We start from the raw sequence: 21430 nt of genomic DNA, 5'->3' as shown, positions 1-21430 counted from the left end.
CATCGGCTCCACGACGACCCCTCTCCGCCCCGATCAGCGGGCACGCGACCACCATACGTGTATTGAGGACTCCTCGGGAGCGCTGTCGCGGTTCGGCGACCGTCGTGCACACCCTCCGGGAATAGCGGGGGACCCCCGGGCGCTGAGGCAGGCATGGTCTCGCGCATCGGCTTCCTCTCCTTCGGCCACTACCAGTCCGTCCCCGGGTCTCAGACCCGCTCTGCTCGCGACGTCCTCCTCCAGACGATCGAGCTCGCGGAGGCGGCGGAGGAGATCGGCATCGACGGCGCCTACGTCCGCGTGCACCACTTCGCGCCGCAGCTCGCCTCGCCGTTCCCGCTGCTGGCGGCGATCGCCGCGCGCACCCGCCGCATCGAGATCGGCACCGGGGTCATCGACATGCGCTACGAGAACCCGCTCTACATGGCGGAGGAGGCGGCCGCCACCGACCTGATCTCCGACGGCCGGCTCGAGCTCGGGGTCAGCCGGGGATCGCCCGAGACGGCCCTGCGCGGGTCCGAGGCGTTCGGCTTCGTCCCCCCGGAGGGGATGACCGACGCCGACCTCGCCCGGCAGAAGGTGCGGATCCTCCGGGAGGCGCTCGCCGGGGCGCCGGTCGCGCAGTCCGATCCTGCGATGACGCGCCAGTCGCTCCCGCTCTCGATCGAGCCGCGCTCGCCCGGCCTCGAGGACCGGATCTGGTGGGGTGCCGGCAGCTTCGCGACCGCGCGCTGGGCGGCCGAGCAGGGCATGAACCTGCAGTCGTCGACCCTGCTCCTGGAGGAGGAGGGCGTGCCCTTCGACGAGCTGCAGGCCCGCCAGATCCGCGAGTACCGCGCCGCGTGGAGCGAGGCGGGCTGGGAGCGCACCCCGCGCGTCTCCGTGTCGCGCAGCGTTCTTCCGATCACGACCGATCTCGACCGGCTGTACTTCGGCGGCCGCGGCGAGCAGGACCAGGTCGCCACCCTCGAGGGCGTCCGCGCCCGATTCGGCCGCAGCTACACGGGCGAGCCGGACGCCGTCGCCGCCGAGCTCGCTGCGGACGCCGCCGTGCAGGAGGCGGACACGCTGCTGCTCACCGTTCCCAACCAGCTCGGGGTCGAGTACAACGCGCGGCTCCTGCGCACTGTCGTGGAATCGATCGCTCCGGCTCTCGGCTGGTCGCCGGCGACAGCAGGCGTCTGACGCCGAGGCACGGTCTGTGCCGGAGGGCCCTGCGGTGCAGGAGCGCCCGTGCGGTGCAGGAGCGCCCGTTTACTGCAGGAGCGCCCGTTTACTGCAGGAGACGCCCCGCCTCTTCGGGAAAGAGCGGGGCGTCTGCTCTCTCCGCCCGCCGCATCCCTCCCACCGATACGAGGAGGGAGGTGCCGGAAACGACGGAACCCCCCGCCTCTCCGAGGAGAGACGAGGGGTTCCGATCAGTGTGTCCGAGGGGGGACTTGAACCCCCACGCCCTATACGGGCACTAGCACCTCAAGCTAGCGCGTCTGCCATTTCCGCCACCCGGACGAGTGTTTCCTTCGACCTGCGTTTCCGCGGCCGAAGAAGACATTAGCACGGTTCCGGAGCCTCTCACGCCACCTCGCGGCCCACCGGCCTCCGCGCGTCGCCGAGCCCGCGCCGGTACCGTTGCCCGCATGTCCGACAGCATCGACAGCGCGCCCGTGACCGACAGCACCCTCGACGAGACGGCGCTCATCGCGCGCGATCTCATCCGCTTCGACACCAGCAACTACGGCGACGGGAAGGCGGAGCCGGAGCGCCCGGCCGCGGAGTACGTCGCGGCGAAGCTGCGCGACCTCGGCCTCGAGCCGGAGCTGATCGACTCCGACCCGGGACGCACGAGCGTCGTGGCGCGGGTCGCGGGGGAGGACCGCGAGCGCGGCGCCCTCGTCGTCCACGGGCACCTCGACGTGGTGCCCGCCATCGCCGACAACTGGAGCGTCGACCCGTTCGGCGGCGAGATCAAGGACGGCATGCTCTGGGGTCGCGGCGCGGTCGACATGAAGAACATGGACGCGATGATCCTCGCCTCGCTCGGCGACATCCTCCGGGAGGGGCGGCGCCCCTCCCGCGACCTCGTCATCGCCTTCTTCGCCGACGAGGAGGCGGGCGGCGTGCGGGGATCGGGATTCCTGGCCCGTGAGCGGCCCGAGCTGTTCGCCGGAGCGACCGAGGCGATCAGCGAGGTCGGCGGCTACTCGATCGAGCTGGCCGGCAAGCGCGCCTACCTCGTGCAGACGGGCGAGAAGGCGCTGATGTGGCTGACCCTCCGCGCGCACGGCATGGCGGGGCACGGCTCGCAGATCAACTCCGAGAACGCCGTCACCCGGCTGGCGCAGGCGATCGCCCGCATCGGCAGCGAGGAGTGGCCCACGCGCCTCACCGACACCACGCGCGAGCTGCTCGACGAGGTCGCCCGCCTGCTCGGCCACGACCCCAAGCGCAGCACTCCGGAGGAGCTGGCACTCGCCACCGGCACCGCCTCGCGCTTCATCGCCGCGACGCTGCGCACCACCGCCAATCCGTCGATGCTGTCGGCAGGCTACAAGGCCAACGTCATCCCGGACACCGCGGAGGCCACCATCGACGTGCGCGTCCTCCCCGGCGAGGAGGATTCGGTGCTCGAGCGGCTGAAGGTCCTCGCGGGCGAGCACGTCGAGATCCTCGTCCAGCACCGCGACATCGGACTCGAGGTGCCCTTCGCCGGCCCCCTCGTCGAGAGCATGGCCGCCTCGATCCGCCGGTTCGATCCGGGCGCCGAGGTCCTTCCGTACCTGCTCTCCGGAGGCACCGACAACAAGGCGCTCTCGACGCTCGGCATCACCGGATACGGGTTCGCGCCGCTCCAGCTGCCGTCGTCCCTGGACTTCCCGGCGCTGTTCCACGGGGTCGACGAGCGCGTTCCACTGGACGCACTAGTGTTTGGCAGGAAGGTCCTGACCGATCTCCTGCTGAGCTCCTGACGGCGCCGCGGACCGGGTCAGCACCGACCGATCCCGACCGACTGCTGGCCGACGACGCCCCAGCCCTCCTCGAAAGTGACGCATGGGCCTGCTCGACGCGCTGATCCTGGGACTCGTCCAGGGTCTGACCGAATTCCTCCCCATCTCCTCCAGCGCCCACCTCCGGATCGTCAGCGAGCTGCTGCCCGGTCTCGGCGGCCGCGACACCGGAGCCGCGTTCACCGCGATCACGCAGCTGGGCACCGAGACCGCCGTCATCATCTACTTCTGGCGCGACATCGTGCGGATCGTGTCGCACTGGGCCCGCTCCCTCGTCGGCCGGATCCCGCGCTCGGACCCGGACGCCCGCATGGGCTGGCTCATCATCCTGGGCAGCCTTCCGATCATCGTCCTCGGCCTCGTCTTCCAGGACGCGATCGAGACGACCCTCCGCTCCCTGTGGGTGGTGGCCACCACCCTCATCCTCTTCGGCATCCTGCTCGGCATCGCCGACGCGGTCGGCGCGAAGAAGCGCCGCCTGCGCGACCTGGGCGTCCGCGACGGCCTGATCTTCGGAGGTGCGCAGGCGCTCGCCCTGATCCCCGGCGTCTCGCGCTCGGGAGGCACCATCACCGCCGGCCTCTTCCTCGGCTACGAGCGCAAGGCGGCGGCGCGCTACTCCTTCCTCCTCGCGATCCCCGCGGTGTTCGGCAGCGGTCTCTACCAGCTGTACAAGAGCATCAGCGACCCGGTCGTGCTCCCGAACCAGGTCCAGGTCGGCGGGCTCGAGACCCTCGTGGCGACCATCGTCGCGTTCGTGGTCGGCTTCGTCGTGATCGCGTTCTTCATGAGCTACATCTCCCGCCGCAGCTTCCTCCCGTTCGTCGTGTACCGCATCGTGCTCGGCGTCGTCCTGATGGTCGCGCTCGCCACCGGCCTGATCGCCGCCTAGATGCGCGCCTGGACCGCCGCCGACGTCCCCGCCCTGCCCGGCCGGGGGAGCGCACCGCGCCTGCACGACACGGCGACCGCGGGCCCCGTCGAGCTCGACGCGCCCAGCGGAGTCGCGAGCCTCTACGTCTGCGGCATCACGCCCTACGACGCCACCCACCTCGGGCACGCGTCGACCTACCTCGCCTTCGACACGGTCCAGCGCGTCTGGCTCGACGCGGGCTACACGGTCGAGTACGCCCAGAACGTGACCGACGTCGACGACCCGCTGCTCGAGCGTGCGACGGCCACCGGCGTCGATTGGCGCGACCTCGCCGAGGAGCAGGTCGAGCTGTTCCGCGGCGACATGGCCGCCCTGCGCGTCCTGCCTCCGCAGCACTACGTCGGAGTCACCGAGACCGTGGATCCCATCGCGGAGGCGGTCGCCCGCCTGGAGCGCGACGGCGTCGCCTACCGCGTCGCTGCTCCGGACGCGGCGGAGGAGGGCGCGAGCGACCTCTACTACGACATCGCCGCGGCCGAGAGCGCCGTCTGGCACCTGGGCAGCGAGAGCCGGCTCGACGCGGAGTCGATGGCCCGCTTCTCGGCGCTGCGCGGGGGCGACCCGGAGCGCGCCGGCAAGCGCGACCCCCTCGATCCGCTGCTCTGGCGGGCCGAGCGCGCCGGCGAGCCCGCCTGGGACGCCGAGGTCGGCCGCGGCCGTCCGGGCTGGCACATCGAGTGCTCGGTGATCGCCCTCGATCGGCTCGGACCCGAGTTCACCCTGCAGGGCGGCGGCAGCGACCTGGTCTTCCCGCACCACGAGTTCAGCGCCGGCCACGCCGCTTCGCTGTCCGGCCGTCCTCTGGCCCGCGCCTACGCGCACGCCGGGATGGTCGCCTACCAGGGCGAGAAGATGAGCAAGTCGCTCGGGAACCTGGTGCTGGTCTCCCGTCTGCGGAGCGAGGGCGCGGACCCGCGGGCGATCCGCCTCGCGCTCCTCGCGCACCACTACCGCTCCGACTGGGAGTGGCTGCCTGAGGACCTGCCGTCGGCTGAGGCGCGCCTGGCGCGCTGGGAGTCGGCCCTCGCCGCCGTCGGACCGCGCTCGGCGCTCGAGGTGCTGGCGCAGCTGCGCGAGGCGCTGGCCGACGACCTCGGCACTCCGGCCGCCCTCGCCGTCGTCGACGCCGCACTGACCGAGGGCGTGGACGACCCGTCGCTCCTGCGCGACGCGGTCGACGCCCTGCTCGGGGTGCGCCCGGCCTGAACCCCGTCAGGCTCGAGTCCCGTAAGCCTCGAGTCCCGGACGGCTCGGGTCCCGAACGGCTCGAGTCCCGTCAGGGCGGCCGGGAGGGTCATCGGCCGGAGCGGTCCCGTGATCGACGACCGTCTCGGACGAGCGGGCGCCGGCGGAGGCTACGGCCGCCAGGGCTCCTCGCCGGAGCGGCCGTCGCCGCGGCGGCGCAGGTAGCGCTCGAACTCCTGGGCGATCGCCTCGCCGCTCGCCTCCGGCGAGTCGACGGTGTCGCGCGCCTGCTCGAGCTGGGCGATGTACGACGCCATCTCCTCGTCCTCGGCGGCGAGGGCGTCGATGCCGCGCTCCCACTCCTCCGCCTCCTCGACGAGGTCGCCGCGGGGGATCGCCAGGCCGACGACCTCCTCGAGCTTCTCGAGCAGCGCCAGCATCGCCTTGGGCGAGGGCGCGTTGTGCACGTAGTGCGGGACGGAGGCCCAGATCGAGACGGCGGGGATGCCGACCTTCTGCGCGGCCTCGCCGATCACGCTGAGGATGCCGACCGGCCCCTCGTAGCTGGAGCGCTCGAGCTCGAACGAGCTCCGCAGCTCCGCGTTCTCGCTCGAGGCGAAGATCGAGATCGGCCGGGTGTGCGGGACGTCGGCGAGCATCGCGCCGAGGAAGACGACGGCGGAGATGTCGATCGCGAGCATGGCGTCGACGACCTCGGCGGCGAAGCTCTTCCAGCTGCGCGAGGGCTCGGTGCCGATCATGAGGTACAGCGCGCTCTCGGCGTCGACCGAGGTGTCGGCCGGGCCGAAGATCTGGGTGCCGGGCCAGGCGAGGCTGCGGCGGCCGTCCTCGCCGATCGAGAGCATGGGGCGGGTGTACTGGAAGTCGTAGTACTGCTCGGCGTCGACGGCGAAGAGGGGCACGTACTCCCCGGCGTCCTTGACCAGCCGCAGCGCGCCGCTGGCGGCGTCCCCGGCGTCGTTCCAGCCCTCGAAGGCCACGACCAGGACGTTCCCCGTGATCACGTTCATAGGCAGGATCTCCGCGTTCGGCTCGATGTGCGGGGAGCGCACACCGCGCCTGTCCCTCCGTCCAGGATAGGACCGCCCCCGGCCCCGCCCGTCCCGTCCGGCGGGATCGGCCGCGCTGTTCGCTCTCGGCCCGCGGCCGGGGAAGGGCGCGGCCCTGCCGGTACCATGGTCGCTCGTGACTCCCGAGACCTCCGCCCGGCCGCTGTCCTCCGAGCCGCTCGGAGGAGCGTCCGCCCCCGCCGCCGTCCTCTGGGACATGGACGGGACCCTCGTCGACACCGAGCCGTACTGGATGGCGTCGGAGCACGCGCTCGTCTCCTCCTTCGGCGGAGTGTGGACCCATGAGGACGCGATGGGACTCGTCGGCTCGGGCCTGCCCGCCGCCGCCCGCATCCTGCAGGGCAAGGGTGTCGACCTCTCCGTCGACGCGATCATCGACCGGATGACCGACGAGGTCGTCGACCAGCTGGCCGTGAGCATCCCGTGGCGACCGGGCGCGCTCGAGCTGCTGCGCGCGGTGTCCGAGGCGGGAGTGCCGCAGGCGCTGGTCACGATGTCGATCTCGCGGATGGCCGCGGCCGTCGTGGACCGGATCCCGTTCCCCGCCTTCGCCGCCGTCGTCAGCGGCGACATGGTCGAGCGCAGCAAGCCCCACCCCGAGGCGTACCTCCTCGCCGCGAGCACCCTCGGTGTCGACATCGCCGCCTGCGTCGCGATCGAGGACTCCCTCACGGGCCTGGGCGCGGCCGTCGCCTCCGGAGCCGCGGCGATCGGCGTCCCGCACCAGCTGGAGCTCGACCCCGCCGCCCCCTACGCCCTCTGGCCCACCCTCGCGGGCCGCACCGTCGCGGACCTTGCGACGGTGTCCTCCGAGCACCGCGGCTCCGGCCCGGCCACGACCGAGACGGAGGCCCGCCGATGACCGGTGAGGCACTGCAGCATTCCGGACCCTTCCGCGCGGGGGACCGCGTCCAGCTGACGGGACCCAAGGGGCGGATGAACACCATCACGCTCGTTCCCGGCAAGGTGTTCCACACGCACCGGGGCGGCATCGAGCACGACACGGTGATCGGGCTGCCCGACGGCTCGGTGGTGACCAACACCGTCGGCGTCGAGCACCTCGCGCTGCGACCCCTCCTCGCCGACTTCGTGATGTCGATGCCCCGCGGCGCGGCGATCGTGTACCCGAAGGACGCGGCCCAGATCCTCGCCCTCGCCGACGTCTTCCCCGGCGCCCGCGTGGTCGAGGCCGGTGTCGGCTCCGGCGCGCTCTCGCTCTGGCTGCTGCGGGCGGTCGGTCCGACCGGCCGGCTGTCGTCGTTCGAGCGGCGCGAGGAGTTCGCGGCTGTCGCACGGGCGAACGTCGAGACCTTCCTCGGCTACACGCCCGACAACTGGAGCGTCACCGTCGGCGACCTCGTCGAGGCGCTGCCCGGCACGGTCCCGTCCGGCGAGGCCGACCGCGTCGTGCTCGACATGCTCGCGCCCTGGGAGTGCCTCGACGTCGCCGCCGACGCTCTCACGCCCGGCGGAGTGCTCCTCTGCTACGTGGCCACCGTCACGCAGCTCTCGCGGACGGCGGAGGCGATCCGCGCCTCGGGCCTGTTCACGAACCCGTCGTCGAACGAGACCATGGTCCGCGGCTGGCACGTCGAGGGCCTCGCGGTCCGGCCGGACCACCGGATGATCGGCCACACCGGCTTCCTCATCACCGCTCGCCGGCTCGCTCCGGACACCGTGCTCCCCGAGCTCAAGCGTCGCCCGTCGAAGACGGACTTCAGCGACGAGGACGTGGAGGCCTGGACCCCCGGCGCGCTCGGCGAGCGCGCCGTGAGCCCCAAGAGCCTCCGCAAGCGGGTCCGCGAGTCCGCCACCAGCGCCGAGCTCTCCCGGGCCCGCGGGTTCGGCGAGGAGACCGCGGAGCCCGACGACGAGGGCATCCTCTAAGCTGTTCCCGGCCTCCGGGCCGTCTCCACCTCGGGCGTCACCGCTCCCCTTCTCTCGAATCGAGGACCCGTGCGCAGGACCACCGCGCTCATCGCCGGCATCGGCATCGTCGCCGCTCTCACCGGATGCACCGCGTCCTCCTCGCAGGCGGACTGCGACGCTCCGTTCTCCTCCGGCGACTCCTCGGCGGCGGTCAGCGCCACGGGCGACTTCGGAGCGAAGCCGGACGTCAGCGTCCCGACGCCGCTGAAGGCGGACGGCACGCAGGTCAGCACCCTCATCGAGGGCTCGGGCGCACCGCTCGAGAAGGGCCAGCTCGTCACCATCGACTACACCCTGGTCAACGGAGCGGACGGCACGGTCCTCGAGACCTCGCCCTACGACGGGTCGAGCACCGCCCGCTTCGGCGTCGGCGGAGCCGGGCTCGTCGGCCTGAACGAGGGCCTCCTCTGCACGCAGGTCGGCTCGCGCGTCGCCATCGCGATCGCCCCCGAGGACGGCTTCGGCCAGTCCTCGTCGCAGCTCGGCATCTCGGAGGACGACACGCTCGTGCTCGTCGCGGACGTCCGCGAGGCCTCGCTGGCCCGCGCGAACGGCGCCGTCCAGCCCGCGCCCGACGGCTTCCCGACGGTGACGCTCGGCGACGACGGACGCCCGGGGCTCGCGAAGCCCTCGGGCGACGCGCCGTCCGACCTCCGCATCGCCCAGCTCAAGAAGGGCGACGGCGACGTCGTCGCCGAGGGCGACCAGGTCGTCGTGGCCTACACCGGCTGGCAGTGGAGCGACGGGAAGGTGTTCGACTCCAGCTGGGAGAAGGGCGCTCCCGCCGTCTTCACGGCCGCCGACGGCTCGACCACCCAGGGCGGAGTCATCGCCGGATTCGCCGACGCCCTCATCGGCCAGCCCGTCGGATCCCAGGTCATCGCGGTCATCCCGCCCGACCAGGGCTACGGCGACCAGGGCTCCCCCCAGGGCGGGATCCCCGGCGGCGCGACGCTGATCTTCGTCGCCGACATCCTCGGAAAGGTCTGACCGGGCCCGGCCCTAGACTGGAGGGCGTGCCTTCCGACGCCCCGTCCTCGAGCCGCGTCCCGGCCGAGGAGCGTCTGTTCAACCTCGTGCTCGCGCTCGTCGCGGCCGAGAACGGACTGACGAAGGCCGACGTCCTCTCCACGGTGCAGGGCTACCGGCAGCGGGTCGGCCGGGGCGACCGGACCTCGCTCGAGCGCCAGTTCGAGCGCGACAAGGACGACCTGCGCGAGCTGGGCATCCCGATCGAGACAGTCGACGCCCCGGGCGACCCGGGAAACACCCAGACCGTCCGGTACCGCATCGCGAAGCGCAGCTACGACCTCCCGGCCGACCTGACCTTCGATCCGGAGGAGCTCGCGCTGCTCCGCCTGGCCGGGGCGGTCTGGCGCGAGGGGACGCTCTCGGCGGAGTCGCGGCGCGCGCTGATCAAGCTGCGCTCGATCGGGGTCGAGTCCGTCGACCCCGTCATCGGCATCAGCCCCTCGATCCGGGTCCGCGAGGCTTCGTTCGAGCCGCTCAACGCCGCGCTCGACCGCGGCCAGGTCGTCCGCTTCCCCTATCTGAAGCCCGGCGGCGATGAGCCGCGCGTGCGCACCGTGCAGCCCCGCGCCCTGGTGAACCACCAGGGGCGCTGGCACCTCCACGGCTGGGACGAGGGCGCCGAGGGCACGCGGACCTTCCTCCTGTCGCGGATCGTCGGGCCGGTCGCGTCCACCGGCCGCACCGCGCCTCCCGCGGCGGGGGACCACGCGGCGACCGCTCTCGCCCAGCTCGACGAGATCCTGCAGCGCAACAGCGCGCTCCTGCGCGTCGCCCCCGACTCCGACGCCGCCCTCCGTCTCGGCGGGCGTGCCGAGGCCGAGGGCCAGGGCCAGGGCCTGCTGCGCCTGCACTACACCGACTCGGACGTGCTCGCGGACGAGCTCGCCGGTCACGGTCCCGAGGTGCGGGTGCTCGAGCCGGAGGAGCTCCGCCGCCGCGTCCTCGACCGCCTCCGCCGCACCCTCGACGACCATGGAGGGGATCCCCGTGGCTAGACCCCGCTCCCTGCAGGCGCGCGACCGCCTGGCCGTCCTCCTCTCCCTGGTTCCCTACCTGCTCGACCGGGGCCGCGTCTCCGTCGCCGAGGTCGCCGCGCACTTCGAGATCCCGGAGGAGGAGGTGCGGCGCGCGGTGCGCCTCATCGCCGTCTCGGGCATCCCCGGCGAGACCGCGCAGTACCAGGCGAACGATCTCTTCGACATCGGCTGGGACGACTTCGAGGAGAACGACCACGTCGTCCTCACCCACCAGGTCGCGATCGACGACTCGCCGAGGTTCTCGGCGCGCGAGGCCGCCGCCCTCATCGCCGGCATGCAGTACCTCGCAGCCCTGCCCGAGAACCAGGGCAACGACCGGATCGCCTCGCTGATGGGGAAGCTCGCGCGCGGCGCCTCCTCGGCCCCGAGCGCGGTGGCGGTCTCGCGCGGCACGGGCGCGGACAGCGCTGTGGCGCTCCTGCGGACAGCGATGGGCTCGGCGACGCAGGTCGCTTTCGACTACCGCAGCGCCCGCGGCGAGACCGAGTCCCGGCTCGTCGACCCCTTCGTGCTCGAATCGGTCGACCGGGACTGGTACCTGCGCGGATGGGACCACCTCCGCGAGGGCGTCAGGACGTTCCGGGTCGACAGGATGCGCTCCCTCCGCGACACGGGGACGCCGATCGTCCGGCGCCGCAACGAGGTGACCCTCTCGGAACGGCTCTTCGAGGCCTCCGCCTCCGATCTCGTCGTGGACCTGCGCGTCGCTCCCAGCGCCGTCGTGCTGCTGGGCGACTACGCGGCCGACGCCGAGTTCCCCGGTCCCGTGCCGGGGGAGCAGGACCACGGTGTCCTCGTCCGTCTCCGCGTCGCCCATCTGGAGGGACTGACGCGCCTGGTGGCGTCGTTGGCGGGTCTCGTCACCGTGGTGGCACCCCCCGAGGCGCGCACCGCGGTCGCGCACTGGGCGGCCTCCGCGCTCGCCGCGAACGAGGGGGAGCCGTCGTGACCTGGTGGTCGTGGATCCTGATCTGGCTCGGCCTCGCGCTGGGCGCTCTGGCGATGCTGGTCCTCTTCGCCCTCTCCTACTGGCGCAAGGGGAAGGTGCTCCTCGGACAGCTGTCCGAGGTCACCGCGAAACTCGAGACACTGAGTCCAGGAGTGACGGACGACCTGCCGCCCCGTCCTCCCTCGTCGCTGTTCGCCGATCGCGACGACGTGAGGCGTGCGCACGAGGGCCGACGTGACGCACGTCGCGACAGGATCGATCTCCGCCGGTCAGGACGGGTCGAACGGGGTAAGCTCCTCGTACACCGCAACCGACAAGTGAAGTGAGTCTGCAATGTTCGCTGGCCTCCAGGGGTGGCACCTCCTCATCATCCTCGCCGTGATCCTCCTCCTGTTCGGTGCGCCCAAGCTCCCGCAGCTGGCCCGCAGTGTCGGGCAGTCGATGCGGATCTTCAAGAGCGAGGTCAAGACCATGAAGGACGAGGACGGCACCGAGCGCCGTGAGTCGACCGAGGGGACCACCGGCACCGTCGCCGGATCCACCGGCTCGACCACCGGCACCGGCACCACCACGCCGCCCGAGTCCCCGCTCAAGTAATGACGTCCGTGGCACCGAAGAAGCCACGGACGAAGCGGACGAAGAACCCCGACGGGCGCATGTCGCTCGGGGCGCACCTCGTCGAGCTTCGCAACAGGCTCTTCAAGTCGGCGATCGCGATCGTCATCGCGTGTGTCGCGGGGTGGTTCGTCTCGGAGTGGGTCTTCGAGGCCCTCAAGGCTCCGATCTCCGAGGTGGCCTCCACCCAGGGCAAGGAGGCGATCCTCAACTTCCCGACGATCGCCGGTGCCTTCGACCTGCGGCTGCAGATCGCCATCACGGTGGGCATCGTCCTGGCGAGCCCGGTCTGGCTCTACCAGATCTGGGCGTTCCTCGTCCCGGGCCTGACCCGCAAGGAGATGCGGTACGGCCTCGGCTTCATCCTCACCGCCATCCCGCTGTTCTTCGCGGGCTGCGCGGCCGGCTGGTTCGTGTTCCCGCACATCGTGGAGCTCCTGACGAGCTTCACCGGCAGCAACGCGGCGAGCTTCCTCGACGCCAAGATCTACTACGAGTTCGTTCTCAAGCTCGTGCTGGTCGTCGGCATCGCCTTCGTGCTGCCCGTCTTCCTGGTGCTCCTCAACTTCCTCGGCATCCTCCCCGGCATGCTGATCCTCAAGTCGTGGCGCATCGCGATCATGGCGATCGTGCTCTTCACGGCGATCGCGACCCCCGCGGCCGACCCGATCTCGATGTTCCTCCTGGCCATCCCGATCATCTTCCTGTTCTTCCTCGCCTGCGGGATCGCGATCCTGCACGACCGGCGCGCCGCCAAGCGCCAGCTGGTGTTCGACGGCAGCCCCTCCGACCTGCCCGCGTGACCGGACCGTCTCCCGCCGAGCGGTTCGCCGCGTTCCGGACGCGCCAGGGCCACGCGAGGGTCGAAGCGTTCCGCTCGACCCTCGCGTTCGACCTCGACCCCTTCCAGTACGAGGCCTGCAGCGCGCTCGACGACGGCCACAGCGTCCTCGTCGCCGCGCCCACCGGCGCCGGCAAGACCGCGGTGGCCGAGTTCGCGATCCACCTGGCCATGCAGGACCCGACGGCCAAGGTCTTCTACACGACGCCGATGAAGGCGCTGAGCAACCAGAAGTTCCAGGAGTTCGTCGAGGACTACGGAGCCTCCGAGGTCGGCCTGCTGACCGGCGACTCGAACGTCAACGCGCGCGCCCGGATCGTCGTGATGACGACCGAGGTGCTGCGCAACATGCTGTACGCCGACTCGGACCTCCTGCGCGACCTCGCCTACGTCGTGATGGACGAGGTGCACTACCTCGCCGACCGCTTCCGCGGCGCCGTCTGGGAGGAGGTCATCATCCACCTCCCGCAGCGCGTGCGGCTGGTCTCGCTCAGCGCCACCGTGTCCAACGCCGAGGAGTTCGGCGACTGGCTGCAGACCGTCCGCGGCGAGACCGAGGTCATCGTCTCCGAGGAGCGCCCCGTCCCGCTCGACCAGCACGTCCTGGTGGGCGGCAAGCTGGTCGACCTCTTCGACTCCTCCGGTCGGGCGGCGACGAACCGGGTGAACCCCGAGCTCGCCCGCATGGCCCAGGGCGGCTCCCGGGTCGAGCGCGGCGGCAGGGGCGGCCGCAACGGCCGAGGCGGTCGCGGCCGCTACCCGGAGCAGCGCACCGAGGAGCTCGTGCTGCGCTCGGAGGTCGTCGAGATCCTCCGCGGCAAGAACCTCCTCCCCGCGATCTTCTTCGTCTTCAGCCGTGCGGGCTGCGACCAGGCCGTGCGCCAGGTGCTGCGGTCGGGCGTGCGCCTCACCGAGCGCCACGAGCGCGACGAGATCCGCGCGATCGTCGAGGAGCGGTGCCGGACGATCCGCGACGAGGACCTCGCGGTGCTCGGCTACTGGGAGTGGCTCGACGGACTCCAGCGGGGCGTCGCCGCGCACCACGCCGGGATGCTCCCCGCCTTCAAGGAGGTCGTCGAGGAGCTGTTCCTGCGCCGGCTCGTGCGCGTGGTCTTCGCGACCGAGACGCTCGCGCTCGGCATCAACATGCCGGCCCGCACGGTCGTCCTCGAGAAGCTCGAGAAGTTCAACGGCGAGGCGCGCGTCCCGATCACACCGGGGGAGTACACCCAGCTCACCGGCCGGGCGGGCCGACGCGGCATCGACGTCGAGGGCCACTCGGTGATCCAGTGGCGCGGCGGGATGGACCCTCAGGCGGTCGCGTCCCTCGCCTCCCGGCGGACCTACCCGCTCAACTCCAGCTTCCGCCCCAGCTACAACATGGCCGCGAACCTGATCGAGCAGTTCGGGCGGGTGCGCACGCGCGAGATCCTCGAGTCGTCGTTCGCGCAGTTCCAGGCCGACCGGTCCGTCGTCGATCTCGCCCGCCGGGTCCGCCAGCAGGAGGAGTCGATGGCGGGCTACGTCACGGCGATGCAGTGCCACCTGGGCGACTTCGAGCAGTACGCGGCGATCCGCCGTGAGATCGGCGACCTCGAGCGCCGGGGCGCGGTGCGCGGCGAGTCGGCCTCCCACGCCGAGCGCGAGAAGCGCCAGGGACAGCTCACGAGCCTGCGGCGCCGGATGAAGGCGCACCCGTGCCAGGCCTGCTCCGACCGCGAGCAGCACGCGCGCTGGGCCGAGCGCTGGTGGAAGCTGCGCCGCGAGACCGACGAGATCGAGCGCCAGATCCGCTCGCGCACCGGCGCCGTCGCCCGCATCTTCGACCACATCACGGACGTGCTGCTCGAGCTCGGCTACTTCCGCCGGGACGAGGTCGGCGAGCTCTCGCTGACGCCCAACGGTCGCACGCTCCGCCGGATCTACGGGGAGCGGGACCTGCTCGTCGCCGAGTGCCTCCGGAAGCAGGCGTGGACGGAGCTCGATCCGGCCGGCCTCGCGGCGATGGCGTGCTGCCTGGTCTTCGAGCCGCGACGCGAGGAGGGGACGCTCGGCGAGCAGTTCCTGCCCCGCGGCGCGTTCCCCGAGGCGCTGGAGAGGACCCAGCTTCTGTGGGCCCGGCTCGACGACGTCGAGCGGGAGCACCGCCTGCCGGGCAGCAACCCGATCTCGACGAGCCTGGCGCTGTCGATGAACATGTGGGCCAAGGGCATGCCGCTCGACATGGTGCTCCGCGAGTCCGACATGGCCGCCGGCGACTTCGTGCGCTGGGCGAAGCAGACCATCGACCTCCTCGACCAGCTCTCCGTCGTCGCCGAGGGCAAGGTCGGCCGCGCGGCCCGGACCGCCCTCGACCTGGTCCGCCGCGGCATCGTCGCGTACTCGACGGTCGCATGACGCCGATCGCTCCTCCGCCCGACGGGCGGACCGTTCCGCTGTGGGTGGCGCTGCCCCTCGCCGCCCTCGGCGGCGCCGTGCTCGACCGCGGCTTCCCCGACTCCGACGTCTGGCCGCTGGCGATCGTGGGCGCCGCGGCGATCCTGTTCGCGCTGGCGGGGCGCGGCTTCTGGAGCGGAAGCCTCGTCGGCCTCGTCGGCGGAGCGGTCTTCTGGGGCGTCCACATCGAGTGGCTGACCCTCTACCTCGGCCCGGTCCCGTGGGCGGCCCTCGCCGGCCTGCAGGCGATCTTCTTCGCGCTCTCCGCGGGGCTGATGGCGGTCGTCTCCACGCGCGGCCACCGCGTCTGGACGGGACCGCTCGGCCGGATGGTCGGCCTCCCCGCCCTCCTGGCGGCGCTCTGGATCGGGCGCGAGTCGATCACCAGCGTCTGGCCCTACGGCGGCTTCGCCTGGGGCCGCCTCGCGATCTCGCAGTCCCTCGGCCCGCTCGCCGGTCTCGCGGCGTGGATCGGCTTCGCCGGCCTCGGCTTCGTGGTCGCGTTCCTCGCCGCCGTGCTCGCGCAGGCCGTCCGCGAGACGTCCGTCCCGGCCTCCGCTCGCGTCAGCGCTCTCGCGGGCTTCGCGATCGTGGCGCTGGTGTTCCCCGCCTGGCCGGCACCGACGGAGGGCACGACCCGGATCGCCGCCGTCCAGGGCGACTCCGATGCGGGCCTGTTCTCGCAGAGCTACCGCGGGCAGATCCTCGAGGACCACACCTCGGCGACGCTGCCGATCCTCGATCAGGACGTCGACATGGTGGTGTGGCCCGAGAACGGCGTCGACATCGATCCGACCCGGAACGCCCAGTCGGCCGCCGTCCTCGACTACCTCAGCCGCACGATGGACGCGCCGTTCGTCGTGGGCACGATCACGAACCCCTCGGACGACGTCTTCTACAACAGCTCGCTGCTCTGGAAGGCGGGGGAGGGGGCGACGCAGGTCTACGACAAGGTGCATCCCGTCCCGTTCGCCGAGTACATGCCGGACCGGGCGTTCTGGCGGATGTTCGCTCCGGACCTGGTCGACCTGGTGAGCCGCGACTACTCGATCGGCACCCGTCCCAACGTCTTCGACGTGAACGGCGTCCTCGCAGGCATCGCGATCTGCTTCGACATCTCGGACGACGCGCTGACGAACGCGATGGTCGACGGGGGAGCCCAGGTCATCCTCGGGCAGACCAACAACGCCGACTTCGGCCGGACCGACGAGAGCGTCCAGCAGCTCGCGATCGCTCGCCTGCGGGCCATCGAGACCGGGCGCAGTGTGGTCAACATCTCGACCGTCGGGACGAGTGCGATCATCGGGCCGGACGGCTCGACGATCGATTCCCTGACATGGTTCGAGCCGGGTGCCATGGTGGACGAGGTCCCCCTCAGCTCCACCACGACCCCGGCTCTGGTGTGGGCGCGAGACCTCGGCTGGTACTTCCTGGCCGCCGGTCTCATCGGCATGGTCTCGTTCGTCCTCAGGACGCGCGAGCCGCGACGCCGTTCCCGCTGACCGGCGCTACGCGCCGATCTTGTGCTCGCCGCGCCTGGCGCGCAGATAGGCGAGCCGCTCCTCGAGCAGCTCCTCCAGCTCCGCGCGGGTCCGACGCTCGAGCAGCATGTCCCAGTGGGTGCGCGGAGCCTTCTGCTCGCCCTTGTCCACGACGACCGGCTTCGAGTCCACCATCAGAGTGGCCTCGTGACCGCAGGAGCGGCACTCCCAGGTCTCCGGTGCTTCCGCATCGGCCGAGAACACCATGTCGGTGTCGTGGCCGCAGTTCGCGCAGTGGTACTCGTACGTCGATCGCGGGGAGAAGACGACGCCTTCTTCGCTCTGCAGGCTCTGGGATCCGAGCCGCATTCCTCGCAAGCTTCGATCTGCCATTGTGTGGTCTCCTCTCGCTGTGCTTCCCCAGTGTCAACGTCGTACCTGGAGGTGGTCTTCCCGTCCCTGCCATTGCCAGAGAATCCTCAGGTCGGAGGCGTATTCCGCGGTTCCTGAGGGCGTGGCTGACGGGCGCTGAGGAAGGCGTCGACGGCCGCTCGGGCGAGGTCGGTGCGGTCGGTCACGAGCCCGTCGATCCCGAGCGCGAGGAGCTGCTCCATCCGCTCCGGATCGTCGATGGTCCAGAGGTGGATCTCGCAGCCGGTCACCCGCAGCCGGGCGAGGATCCGCGGCTCGGCGACGCGGAGGCCGAGCGCGCGCTCGGGCACCTGGAGCGCGTCGATGCCGCGGAGAGCGAGACGCACGGGGAGGGCGGCGCCGAGGTGGGCGGCGACCAGGGCGACGACGAAGCGGACCGCCGACGCCGAGGTCGCGGCGCCGGGAAGACGGCGGAGGGCCGCTGCTCGACGGATCTCGGAGAACGAGGTGATCAGGACGCGCTCCGCGGCGGCGGCGCCGGACACCGCCGCGACGACCGGGTCGATCGCGTCCCGCGACTTCACGTCGATGTTGAAGCGCGCGCGGGGGAGTGCGGCGAGGGCCTGCTCGAGAGAGGCGAGCCGGGCGCCGCCCGCCAGTCGGAGGTCGGCGAGCTCCTCCCACCGGGTGGCGGCGACGACGTGGCGGCGGCCGGAGCGGTCGATCACCTCGGCGTCGTGGACGAGCACGGCGACCCCGTCGAGGGAGGCGCGCGCGTCCGTCTCGAGGAGGTCCGCACCCGCGGCGAGGGCGCGCTCGAAGGCGGCGAGCGTGTTGCCCTCAGCCTGCGGGCCGAACCCGCGATGCGCGATCACCCGGGGGGTCGGCCCGCTCAGGGCGAGGGGTCGCTCAGGGGTGCGCATCGCGGACCGGGTCCGTGGCTAGACGGCCGGCGGCGGGGGAGTGGGCGCCGAGCCGAGGGCTCCGTCGGTCGTCGCGGGCGCCATGGGGGCGGACGTGTCGGATCCGGGCTCGACAGGAGTGGAGCCGACGGACCCGGATGCGGCAGGCGCGGACGCCGCAGGCGCCGACGGGGGTGCCGCATCCTGCGGGCGGACCGCCGGGGCGGACCGGCCGCGCTGGCCGAGCGCGCCTCCAATGCCCTTCAGCGCCTCGGTGAGCTCGCTCGGGATGACCCAGAGCTTGTTCGCGCTGCCCTCGGCGATCTTGGGGAGTGTCTGGAGGTACTGGTACGCGAGGAGCTCGCTGTCGGGGCGGCCCTCGTGGATGGCGTGGAAGACGGTGGTGATCGCCTTGGCCTCACCCTCGGCCCGCAGGACCGCCGCCTTCGCCTGGCCCTCCGCAGCGAGGATCGCGGCCTGGCGCTGACCCTCGGCGTTCAGGATCTGGGACTGCTTGGTGCCCTCGGCGGTGAGGATCACGGCTCGACGGTCGCGCTCGGCGCGCATCTGCTTCTCCATCGAGTCCTGGATGGAGAGGGGCGGGTCGATGGCCTTGAGCTCCACGCGTCCGACGCGGATGCCCCACTTGCCGGTGGCCTCGTCGAGGACGATGCGCAGCTGCCCGTTGATGTTGTCGCGGGAGGTCAGCGCCTCCTCGAGGTTCAGGCCGCCGACGACGTTGCGGAGCGTGGTGGTGGTCAGCTGCTCGACCGCGCCGAGGTAGTTGGCGATCTCGTAGGTCGCCGCGCGGGCGTCCGTCACCTGGAAGTAGACGACCGTGTCGATCGAGACGACGAGGTTGTCCTCCGTGATCACGGGCTGCGGCGGGAACGAGACGACCTGCTCGCGCAGGTCGATCAGCGGGCGGACCCGGTCGATGAACGGCACGACGAGATTGAGGCCCGGCAGCAGGGTCTTGTGGTACTTGCCGAGGCGCTCCACGACCCCGGCGGTGGCCTGGGGGATGATGCGGACCGCTCGGAAGAGGACGACCAGGGCGAAGAGGACGACGGCGGCGACGACGACGATCGTCACGACGGAGGACGGTGTCACGGTGTGCTCCTTTCGGCGGGGACGACGACCGCGGTCGCGCCCTCGATGGCGGTGACGACGACTCTCTCGCCGACTCCGAGTGTGCGGTCCTCGACGAGCGGGGACAGGCGGACGGTCCAGGTCTCGCCGTTGGCGAGCTTGACCTGGCCGGCTCCGGGGCCGGCGAGGACGACGCTGCCGGAGAGCCCGAGGAGAGCGTCCGCTCCGCTGGGGGTGGGATCGCCGCCCCGCTTCAGCAGCCGCAGCAGCGGCGGACGGACGGTGAACAGCAGGAGGGCGGCGAGGACGGCCGCGACGGGGACCTGGACCCAGAAGGGAGCCCCGACCAGCCCGGTCAGCAGTCCGCCGATGCTGCCGACGGCGAGCATCAGGAAGGTGAACTCGAGAGTGATCATCTCGACGATCACGAAGATGAGGATCAGCGCGAGCCAGAGGATCCACGCGTACTGGGTGACAGCGTCCATGCTGTGTGCTCCTTCCCCTCGACGAGCATTCCCAGGCTATCAACGCCCCCCGGACGAGGGCTGGGAGAGGGGGTGCGCCGACGGTCTCGAGGCCCTTGGTAGACTCCTCCGTCGGGCCGTGGCCCGTCATCGTGCCCGATCCGGTCTCCGAGCCGGCGTTCTGGAGGAATACCCGTGTCCAATCCCCTCGCCCCCGGCTCCTTCGACGGCAAGCGCGCTCTCGTCACCGGGTCGTCCCGCGGCATCGGCGCCGACACGGTCCGCTACCTGGCCGAGGCCGGAGCCCGCGTCGTCGTCAACTACCGCTCGAAGGCGCCGCGCGCCGACAAGCTCGTCGCGCAGATCGTCGAGGCCGGCGGCACCGCCATCGCCGTCGGAGCCGATCTCACCGACGCCGACTCGCGCGCCGAGCTCTTCTCCCGCATCGAGAAGGAGTACGGAGGACTGGACGTGCTCGTCCTGAACGCCTCCGGCGGCATGGAGAGCAACATGGGGGAGGACTACGCGATGGTCCTCAACCGCGACTCGCAGGTCGCCGTGCTCGACGCGGCGCTGCCGCTGCTCTCCGAGGGCTCCCGTGTCGTGTTCGTCACGAGCCACCAGGCGCACTTCATACGGACCACGCCCACGATGCCCGAGTACGAGCCCGTCGCGCTCTCCAAGCGCGCCGGCGAGGACGCTCTGCGCGAGCGGATCGGTGAGCTCGCCGAGCGCGGGATCGAGTTCGTCGTCGTCTCGGGCGACATGATCGAGGGCACCATCACCGCGACCCTGCTGGAGCGCGCGAACCCGGGCGCGATCAGCTCGCGCCGCGAGTCGGCCGGCAAGCTCTACAACGTGCAGGAGTTCGCGGCCGAGGTCGCTCTGGCGGCCGTCGAGCCGATCCCCGCGGACAACACCCGCCTCGTCGGCGACATCTCCGACTTCGCCTGATCGCCTTCGCGGAATGACCCCGGCGCGCGGGTCTGCGATCCTCGACGGATGACTCCGATGGACGGCAGCGGACCGGCATCGGGGGAGTCCGATGCCGTCGTGGGCGAAGTCCGCTCGTCGGCGGACACCGGGCGGCGTGAGCATCCTTCTCGATGCAGCCGCGGCGATGGTGAACCTGCGGGAGCGCTCGCAGGACCGCTGACGCGCGTTACCGCAGGCGCCCGAGAGGACCAGGCCGACGACGGCGTCCGCGGCACGATGACCGTCGATCCGCGGCTGCGGCTGGTCACGCGATTCGACACTTCGACCGAGACGTGCTGGTCCCGGTCCGTCCGGCCCCTCCGCCGTTATCCGATAATGCACATTATGTCAGTTCGACCGAGGTCCCGTTCGCAGGGATGGCGATCGGCTCCCCTCAACGCTCCTGCGACAGGACGTCATCGATCGCCGCCGCGCTCCGATGGCAGACCGAGCGCTTCGACGGTGAGGCCTCGGATCACCGCGGCGACGACCATGCGCTGCGTAAGTTCGGCGCTGGTGTCCACGGGCCACTGGCTCACCGACCCGACGTGCGCCGCGACGACCGCCTTCGCCAGGACGGCGGACTCGACGGCGGGGACGCGGCCGTGCACGGCGGCGAGGGCGGCGAAGCGCTCGCCCAGCTCGCGCGAGACGCGGTCGTCGTCGATCATCATCCGCTCGGCGAACTCCGGGTCCGCGGCAGCGCGTGCCAGGAGCACCGACCGCAGGGAGAACCACTCGCGGCTGGACGGGAGCGCGTCGAGGAGGGAGCGTACGGCGCCGTCGAGGGTCGCCGCGCGGTGCTCCTCCTGCAGCTGGACGTCGAGGGCCTCCTGCAGGCTCCCCCACACTCTCGCGGCCTGCTCCTCGTGGAGTGCGAGGAAGAGCTGGTCGACACCGGCGAAGTTCGAGTAGAACGCGCCGCGGGTGAAGCCCGCCTGCGCGCAGATGTCCTCGACGCGCTGGCCGATGGTGCCCGTGCTCTCGAAGAGCTCGGCGGCCGCGGCGAGGAGACGCCGTCGCGTCTCGCTCCTCCGCCGGACCGGAGCCTGCTCGCCTGTGACCACGCCCCCAGCCTATTCGGATCCTT

The 21430-nt window shown here is 71.7% G+C and carries 21 protein-coding genes and 1 tRNA gene; 15 read left to right on the top strand and 7 right to left on the bottom strand.

The genetic code is table 11. The features are described from left to right. Positions 1–153 precede the first annotated feature (153 nt). Positions 154–1185, top strand: a complete 1032-nt coding sequence (locus C5C10_RS05195) for an LLM class flavin-dependent oxidoreductase (protein ID WP_104283654.1) — start codon at positions 154–156, stop codon at positions 1183–1185. 239 nt (positions 1186–1424) lie between these two features. On the opposite strand, the gene C5C10_RS05190 is transcribed toward C5C10_RS05195, so the two are convergent. Next, positions 1425–1509: transfer RNA gene (locus C5C10_RS05190), tRNA-Leu, on the bottom strand. A gap of 128 nt (positions 1510–1637) precedes the next feature. On the opposite strand from C5C10_RS05190, the gene C5C10_RS05185 reads away from it, so the two are divergent. The 3 genes from C5C10_RS05185 (at position 1638) to mshC (ending at position 5145) form a co-directional block, all read left to right on the top strand. Further along, positions 1638–2966 carry a M20/M25/M40 family metallo-hydrolase gene (locus tag C5C10_RS05185; protein WP_181073400.1) on the top strand — a complete coding sequence of 443 codons (1329 nt, stop codon included), beginning with the start codon at positions 1638–1640 and terminating at the stop codon, positions 2964–2966. 82 nt (positions 2967–3048) lie between these two features. After that, complete coding sequence (locus tag C5C10_RS05180; protein WP_104222008.1) at positions 3049–3897, top strand: undecaprenyl-diphosphate phosphatase; 849 nt, start codon at positions 3049–3051, stop codon at positions 3895–3897. Further along, positions 3898–5145, top strand: coding sequence for a cysteine--1-D-myo-inosityl 2-amino-2-deoxy-alpha-D-glucopyranoside ligase (gene mshC / locus C5C10_RS05175; protein WP_104222010.1), 1248 nt, complete (start codon positions 3898–3900; stop codon positions 5143–5145). Between the two features lie 149 nt (positions 5146–5294). On the opposite strand, the gene C5C10_RS05170 is transcribed toward mshC, so the two are convergent. Then, positions 5295–6155, bottom strand: coding sequence for a proteasome assembly chaperone family protein (locus tag C5C10_RS05170; protein WP_104222142.1), 861 nt, complete (start codon positions 6153–6155; stop codon positions 5295–5297). Positions 6156–6330: 175 nt separating this feature from the next. On the opposite strand from C5C10_RS05170, the gene C5C10_RS05165 reads away from it, so the two are divergent. From C5C10_RS05165 to lnt, 10 genes are all read left to right on the top strand, one after another. Next, a complete protein-coding gene (locus C5C10_RS05165; protein WP_258060432.1) occupies positions 6331–7077 on the top strand; it encodes an HAD family phosphatase in 747 nt (248 codons plus the stop codon). After that, complete coding sequence (locus tag C5C10_RS05160) at positions 7074–8102, top strand: tRNA (adenine-N1)-methyltransferase (protein ID WP_104328722.1); 1029 nt, start codon at positions 7074–7076, stop codon at positions 8100–8102. Before C5C10_RS05165 ends, C5C10_RS05160 begins: the two co-directional genes overlap by 4 nt. Positions 8103–8171: 69 nt before the next feature. Continuing rightward, complete coding sequence (locus C5C10_RS05155; RefSeq protein ID WP_104283653.1) at positions 8172–9134, top strand: FKBP-type peptidyl-prolyl cis-trans isomerase; 963 nt, start codon at positions 8172–8174, stop codon at positions 9132–9134. 26 nt (positions 9135–9160) lie between these two features. Then, positions 9161–10171, top strand: a complete 1011-nt coding sequence (locus C5C10_RS05150) for a YafY family protein (protein ID WP_104328721.1) — start codon at positions 9161–9163, stop codon at positions 10169–10171. Then, the gene (locus tag C5C10_RS05145; protein ID WP_258060431.1) at positions 10164–11162 is read left to right on the top strand and encodes a YafY family protein; all 999 of its coding nucleotides are present in this window, start codon (positions 10164–10166) and stop codon (positions 11160–11162) included. The genes C5C10_RS05150 and C5C10_RS05145 overlap by 8 nt, the downstream gene beginning before the upstream one ends. Further along, a complete protein-coding gene (locus tag C5C10_RS05140) occupies positions 11159–11488 on the top strand; it encodes a hypothetical protein (protein WP_104232604.1) in 330 nt (109 codons plus the stop codon). The genes C5C10_RS05145 and C5C10_RS05140 overlap by 4 nt, the downstream gene beginning before the upstream one ends. Positions 11489–11495: 7 nt before the next feature. Continuing rightward, positions 11496–11759, top strand: a complete 264-nt coding sequence (gene tatA / locus C5C10_RS05135; protein ID WP_104232603.1) for a Sec-independent protein translocase subunit TatA — start codon at positions 11496–11498, stop codon at positions 11757–11759. Beyond that, on the top strand, positions 11759–12580 hold the full coding sequence (gene tatC, locus C5C10_RS05130; RefSeq protein ID WP_374952911.1) for a twin-arginine translocase subunit TatC: 822 nt from the start codon (positions 11759–11761) through the stop codon (positions 12578–12580). Before tatA ends, tatC begins: the two co-directional genes overlap by 1 nt. Then, positions 12577–15015 (top strand): RNA helicase, encoded by a 2439-nt coding sequence (locus C5C10_RS05125; protein ID WP_104328719.1) that lies wholly within the window; start codon positions 12577–12579, stop codon positions 15013–15015. Before tatC ends, C5C10_RS05125 begins: the two co-directional genes overlap by 4 nt. Continuing rightward, positions 15012–16556, top strand: a complete 1545-nt coding sequence (gene lnt, locus C5C10_RS05120) for an apolipoprotein N-acyltransferase (RefSeq protein ID WP_104328718.1) — start codon at positions 15012–15014, stop codon at positions 16554–16556. The genes C5C10_RS05125 and lnt overlap by 4 nt, the downstream gene beginning before the upstream one ends. A gap of 6 nt (positions 16557–16562) precedes the next feature. Here the strand turns inward: lnt and C5C10_RS05115 are convergent, their stop codons facing one another. The 4 genes from C5C10_RS05115 to C5C10_RS05100 all read right to left on the bottom strand — a co-directional run bounded on the left by C5C10_RS05115 (position 16563) and on the right by C5C10_RS05100 (position 19386). Further along, positions 16563–16928 carry an RNA polymerase-binding protein RbpA gene (locus C5C10_RS05115; protein WP_068207052.1) on the bottom strand — a complete coding sequence of 122 codons (366 nt, stop codon included), beginning with the start codon at positions 16926–16928 and terminating at the stop codon, positions 16563–16565. 86 nt (positions 16929–17014) lie between these two features. After that, the gene (locus C5C10_RS05110) at positions 17015–17830 is read right to left on the bottom strand and encodes a glycerophosphodiester phosphodiesterase family protein (protein ID WP_104232600.1); all 816 of its coding nucleotides are present in this window, start codon (positions 17828–17830) and stop codon (positions 17015–17017) included. Between the two features lie 18 nt (positions 17831–17848). After that, complete coding sequence (locus C5C10_RS05105; protein WP_374953340.1) at positions 17849–18904, bottom strand: SPFH domain-containing protein; 1056 nt, start codon at positions 18902–18904, stop codon at positions 17849–17851. Positions 18905–18918: 14 nt separating this feature from the next. Next, the gene (locus tag C5C10_RS05100; protein WP_104222034.1) at positions 18919–19386 is read right to left on the bottom strand and encodes an NfeD family protein; all 468 of its coding nucleotides are present in this window, start codon (positions 19384–19386) and stop codon (positions 18919–18921) included. A gap of 174 nt (positions 19387–19560) precedes the next feature. On the opposite strand from C5C10_RS05100, the gene C5C10_RS05095 reads away from it, so the two are divergent. Further along, positions 19561–20319: an SDR family oxidoreductase gene (locus tag C5C10_RS05095; protein WP_104222036.1), complete on the top strand. Its 759-nt coding sequence runs from the start codon at positions 19561–19563 to the stop codon at positions 20317–20319. Positions 20320–20756: 437 nt separating this feature from the next. Here the strand turns inward: C5C10_RS05095 and C5C10_RS05090 are convergent, their stop codons facing one another. After that, the gene (locus C5C10_RS05090) at positions 20757–21407 is read right to left on the bottom strand and encodes a TetR/AcrR family transcriptional regulator (protein ID WP_104328716.1); all 651 of its coding nucleotides are present in this window, start codon (positions 21405–21407) and stop codon (positions 20757–20759) included. Positions 21408–21430: the final 23 nt, after the last annotated feature.

The organism is Rathayibacter sp. AY1A3, assembly GCF_002930975.1.
Classification (GTDB): domain Bacteria; phylum Actinomycetota; class Actinomycetes; order Actinomycetales; family Microbacteriaceae; genus Rathayibacter.
Note: the sequence above shows the minus strand (reverse complement) of the source record. Positions and strands in the feature narration are given on the sequence as shown.

Coding starts and splice junctions, on each gene's coding strand:
- C5C10_RS05195 (WP_104283654.1), top strand. CDS start 154: ATGGTCTCGCGCATCGGCTTCCTCTCCTTCGGCCACTACCAGTCCGTC.
- C5C10_RS05185 (WP_181073400.1), top strand. CDS start 1,638: ATGTCCGACAGCATCGACAGCGCGCCCGTGACCGACAGCACCCTCGAC.
- C5C10_RS05180 (WP_104222008.1), top strand. CDS start 3,049: ATGGGCCTGCTCGACGCGCTGATCCTGGGACTCGTCCAGGGTCTGACC.
- mshC (WP_104222010.1), top strand. CDS start 3,898: ATGCGCGCCTGGACCGCCGCCGACGTCCCCGCCCTGCCCGGCCGGGGG.
- C5C10_RS05170 (WP_104222142.1), bottom strand. CDS start 6,155: ATGAACGTGATCACGGGGAACGTCCTGGTCGTGGCCTTCGAGGGCTGG.
- C5C10_RS05160 (WP_104328722.1), top strand. CDS start 7,074: ATGACCGGTGAGGCACTGCAGCATTCCGGACCCTTCCGCGCGGGGGAC.
- tatA (WP_104232603.1), top strand. CDS start 11,496: ATGTTCGCTGGCCTCCAGGGGTGGCACCTCCTCATCATCCTCGCCGTG.
- tatC (WP_374952911.1), top strand. CDS start 11,759: ATGACGTCCGTGGCACCGAAGAAGCCACGGACGAAGCGGACGAAGAAC.
- lnt (WP_104328718.1), top strand. CDS start 15,012: ATGACGCCGATCGCTCCTCCGCCCGACGGGCGGACCGTTCCGCTGTGG.
- C5C10_RS05115 (WP_068207052.1), bottom strand. CDS start 16,928: ATGGCAGATCGAAGCTTGCGAGGAATGCGGCTCGGATCCCAGAGCCTG.
- C5C10_RS05110 (WP_104232600.1), bottom strand. CDS start 17,830: ATGCGCACCCCTGAGCGACCCCTCGCCCTGAGCGGGCCGACCCCCCGG.
- C5C10_RS05100 (WP_104222034.1), bottom strand. CDS start 19,386: ATGGACGCTGTCACCCAGTACGCGTGGATCCTCTGGCTCGCGCTGATC.